Below are 4331 nucleotides of genomic sequence, written 5' to 3' on the forward strand. Positions count from 1 at the left end.
TTCGCGTAGCGAAGGGGAGGGTTGGGGAGGGGTGCTCTTGGCGGCAACCTCAAAGCTCCAAGCAAAAGCCAACCCCCTCCCAACCTCCCCCTTGGCTGCGCCAAAGGGGAGGAGCAAAGCGCTCCCTGCCGCGCGAGCAGCCATGCCCCCTCCCTTTCGCGTAGCGAAGGGGAGGGTTGGGGAGGGGTGCTCTTGGCGGCAACCTCGAATCTTCAAGCAAAGGCCAACCCCCTCCCAACCTCCCCCTTGGCTGCGCCAAAGGGGAGGAGCAATGCGCTCCCTGCCGCGCGAGCAGCCATGCCGCCTCCCTTTCGCGTAGCGAAGGGGAGGGTTGGGGAGGGGTGCTCTTGGCGGCAACCTCAAAGCTCCAAGCAAAAGCCAACCCCCTCCCAACCTCCCCCTTGGCTGCGCCAAAGGGGAGAGGCCAAGCCAGCCTCGCCGGAGGTTTAGCGCAAAACGCTTAGAACGCTATCTGCGCCCACAAACCAGCTTCATGGCTTTCCAGCGACTTCTTCGCCGTTTCCTGCTGCAGCTGTTTGCCCACCGCGGCCAGGCGCAGGTATTTGTTCGGTTTCCATTCCACGCCAACCAGGTGATAGCGCTCGCGGGTGCGCGGATCGATGTACAGGCTCATCCGGGTTTCTTCGTGGCGGGTGAACAGCGCGTACTGCGTGCTCAGCTGGTAGCTCCCCCACACCGACCAACCACGCTGATCATCGCTGCCCGGCTTCACCACCCGGGTCCAGTCCTCGGCACGGAAGTACTGCGCGCCGATCCGGCCACGCTCGCCTACCCAGCTGGCCATGGCATTCCAGCGCTGCGCGGTGTGCTGCCGCGGCATGTCGCCTGCATCCAGCGCACGGGTGCCGCGATAGCCGCCCAGGGCCAGCTCAACGCCCTTGGCCGGTGCCCAGCCTACCCGCGCCTCGACGTCCGGGCGATTGCCCAGGCGCGGCTTCTGGTAGCCGCCACCGGTGACCACCGAGGCGGCATAGCTGAAGTCACCCCGGGTGTACTGGCCATGCACACCGTAGTCGGCCGCATTGCCCATCTTGCTGCGGGTGATCAAGGCACCATCGACATAACGGTAGCCATCACGCGCCGACTCCTGCTGGATCCACGGCAGCGGCGCATTGCCCAGCCGCAGCCAGTTGCCCTTGCCGAAGCTGCGCTGCAGGTAGGCATGGCGCAGCCACACGTCGGTGGGATCACTGTTGCGCAGCCACTGCACATCGGTGGTCAGCTGCGCCGTCCAGTGCTGGTTGAAACGGTGATCGACGGTGATGAAGCTGCGCTTCAGATCCAGCGCCAGACCTTCATCGTCAGTGGCCACGCCATCACGATCCAGCTGGCTGGCATTGACGAATATCTGTGCAGACACCTTGGTGGCCGGCGCGGCCTCCTGTGCCCAGGCCACGGCCGGCAGGCAGAGCGTGGCCAGCGCGGCGACCAGTGCATCACGGGAAACAAACTGCATCACTACTCTCCTGCTGCCAGCCACGGCTGGCGTTATGCGATCCATTGGTATGTCCTTGTCCTGCAGTGCGCGTGCAGGGTCGCCAGGGGAGCTGTCGACTCCCTCCCAGCCCTCCCCCGAGCCGCTCCGTACCAACGGCATCGGCCGGCGCAGGACCGATCAACCGAGCTGCTTCAGGACGGAGGCAGCTGCAACCTGCCCTCGCAACCACTGAGCGGGGCGTCTCCCCATAGCGGCAGCCAAACGCAATCATTGACCCCTCGGTTGCCGCCCTGCCTGCTTGTTCGTGCCTGGGCCGCCCTGCGGCGGCGCCGGCGGCCACGATACGTCGCAACACCGATACCGCGGATTTTCCCATGTCGAGTCCGGCCAGAAGCAAGGCCGTCTCCAGCCGCCCCGCACGGCATCAGCAACGCGCGGCCCGTCACCGATCCCTCGTGCGCCAGGCCACACAACCACGCTTCCACAGCACAGCGGCGTGGTGAACAGGGAAATTTTGCAAAGTCGAAACATTGCACGGCGCAGACTGCATACGGCTGATTGCCAAGATTTCACTGAAGGCGGCCCCACCCCGCCCACACCCGCGAGGCCCACCATGTCTTATGTAGATGGTTTCCTGGCTGCCGTACCGTTGGCGAACAAAGCCCGGTTCATTGAACACGCACGCACCGCCGACGCCCTGTTCATCGAGTTCGGAGCGTTGCGGGTGACCGAATGCTGGTCGGACGATGTGCCACGCGGAACCCTGACCGACTTCTACCGCGCCGTGCAGGCCAAGGACGATGAGGCCGTGGTGTTCTCGTGGATAGAGTGGCCGGACAAGGCCACCCGCGATATCGGCATGCGCAAGATGATGGAAGACCCACGCATGGACCCAGCCACCAATCCCATGCCGTTCGACGGCAAGCGGCTGGTCTATGGTGGCTTCATGCCGGTGCTGCATCTGGGCGATTAGACCAGCAGTGCTGCTCGGTAGCGCGGTTGCCGGAAGGGTCGAGCGTGACCGCTGCGCTTTTGGCATTTGTGGGAGCGGCGTAAGCCGCGAAGCTGGCATCGCTGAAGCAATCAGCATCCATGCCATCTGATGATGTGCGTGCTTCGCGGCTTGCGCCGCTCCTACAAAAATCAGCGTCCGGAGCGCCCGGCTGTTGCAGCCAGGCCAGATGAGTGACAACAACAACCAAATCGCTACTGCGCCATCCCCAGCACGTACATCAGCACCAGCAACGCGAGCACACCCCCCAGCACAGCAAAGAAAATCTTCCACGCACTGTAAGGACGCTCACCGGCCAGCTGGCCCGTATAGCCATTGGCCAGCACCTGGAAGCTGCGCGAGCCATAGGTGTAGCTGACCAGCCACACCGGCACCAGGATGTGCTTGAAGGTGCGCTTGCTGTACGTGGCCTGCACCTGCAGGTTGCGCTGGGTGTCACCGGGTACCTGCTCGGAACACAGCACCCGGGTCTGTGCCTGCATCTGCGTCTCACCCTGCTGCGCAGCCTGACGCAGATCCACCTGGTAACGCTCCACCGTCCAGCCGCGCACGAACTCGGGCGAATACGGCTTCAAATCCGTGGTGGTCGGGAACTGGCCGATCTTGGCCAGCAGTTCCGGATGCACGCCTACCGTTCCCGGCACCAGCTCATCGTCGAAAAAATGCTGTAGCGAACCGGACGCCGGTTCCCAGCGTACGCGCCGTTCCTGGCGGGTCTGCGTATTGCCCTTGGAATCGCGGTAGCTGACGGTGACGTAGTAGTAGTACCCAGCCTCGGCCGTCCAGCGTGCGGCGACCTGTGCATCGAACGTCCAGTACGGCAGGTACATGCCCTTGAGCGTATCGGTCAGCGCCGCGCGCTTGAGCTTGCTCGGCGCGAACCAGCGCGTCCCATACCACTTGCGGATGATGTCGCGGACCTGGCCGTCGCTGATCCTGAATGGCAGCACGCTCTGCGGTGTAATCGCATCACCCAGCGACTCGTGGTCGATGATCGATGGCGAACCACAGAACTCGCAGCGGTCGGCCACCTTGCCATCGACGAACACCGAGATCGCATGGCAACTCTGGCATTGCACTTCACGCGGTTGCGCGCCGTAGCCGCGTTGTTCGGCCGGGGTAGCAGCCATGCTCTGCAGCATGCCGACCACGCCGCCCTGCGGCGGCGGCGGCAACGGCGGTGGCATGGCCGCCTCGTCCTGCAGCCGCTGCAGTGTGGCCAGCAGATCCTGCTCGACCACGCCGGCACTGCCATCGCCCACGCCTTCGGCCGCCTCCGACAGCGGCACGATGGTGCCGCAGTAGGGACAGGCCAGGGCTTGCTTGCCGGCATTCCATTGCAGATCCCCGCCGCATTCCGGGCAGGGATGTTTACCAACTGTTGCGTTGTTCATCAGCCGCGCAGGAACTCTTCCAGTGCCGAGCGGGCAATGCGGGTGGCATTGCCGATCTTGCGTGCCTTCAGGTCACCAGCAGCAATCGACGCCATCACGTCTTCGACCGATACCGACAACGCCTGCGCAGCCTGCTCCGGGGTGAGCACGTCCAGCGCCACTGCATCACCGGCGGCAGCAGGCAACGGCGGCGGCACCGCCGCACCCGGCACCACCGGTGCGCCGGTCTGCATGCTGCGCATCATCTCCTGCGCCATGCCGAAGCCCATCGCCATCTGCGCCGGCACCGCGGCAGCGGCGGCACCTTCGCCGCCCTCGCCCATGCCGTGGCCCATCTGGTACTTCACGTAGTCGTTGGGGTTCTACCCCGAAATCACGGACGGTTGTAAAAGGGCTGAGAACTTCTGGTCTTGCCTGGCGACCCTTCGTCGCATCCTCGGGTTGTGGAACCGCTCGATGTATTCGA

Annotated in this window: 4 protein-coding genes; 1 reads left to right on the forward strand and 3 read right to left on the reverse strand. The window is 64.5% G+C overall.

Annotation, left to right across the window (positions count from 1 at the left end; all coding sequences use genetic code 11):
* Window positions 1-460: 460 nt before the first annotated feature.
* Window positions 461-1477: a hypothetical protein gene (locus tag ACVOL0_RS20045; RefSeq protein WP_481550576.1), complete on the reverse strand. Its 1017-nt coding sequence runs from the start codon at window positions 1475-1477 to the stop codon at window positions 461-463.
* Between the two features lie 595 nt (window positions 1478-2072).
* On the opposite strand from ACVOL0_RS20045, the gene ACVOL0_RS20050 reads away from it, so the two are divergent.
* Window positions 2073-2432 (forward strand): DUF1428 domain-containing protein, encoded by a 360-nt coding sequence (locus ACVOL0_RS20050; RefSeq protein WP_481550577.1) that lies wholly within the window; start codon window positions 2073-2075, stop codon window positions 2430-2432.
* 233 nt (window positions 2433-2665) lie between these two features.
* Here ACVOL0_RS20050 and ACVOL0_RS20055 read toward each other — a convergent pair whose 3' ends face one another.
* Together ACVOL0_RS20055 and ACVOL0_RS20060 are read right to left on the reverse strand one after the other, a co-directional pair.
* Window positions 2666-3865, reverse strand: a complete 1200-nt coding sequence (locus ACVOL0_RS20055) for a TFIIB-type zinc ribbon-containing protein (RefSeq protein ID WP_481550578.1) — start codon at window positions 3863-3865, stop codon at window positions 2666-2668.
* Window positions 3865-4212, reverse strand: coding sequence for a helix-turn-helix domain-containing protein (locus ACVOL0_RS20060; protein WP_481550579.1), 348 nt, complete (start codon window positions 4210-4212; stop codon window positions 3865-3867). Before ACVOL0_RS20060 ends, ACVOL0_RS20055 begins: the two co-directional genes overlap by 1 nt.
* Window positions 4213-4331 lie beyond the last annotated feature (119 nt).

The organism is Stenotrophomonas sp. STEN021 (assembly GCF_056760175.1).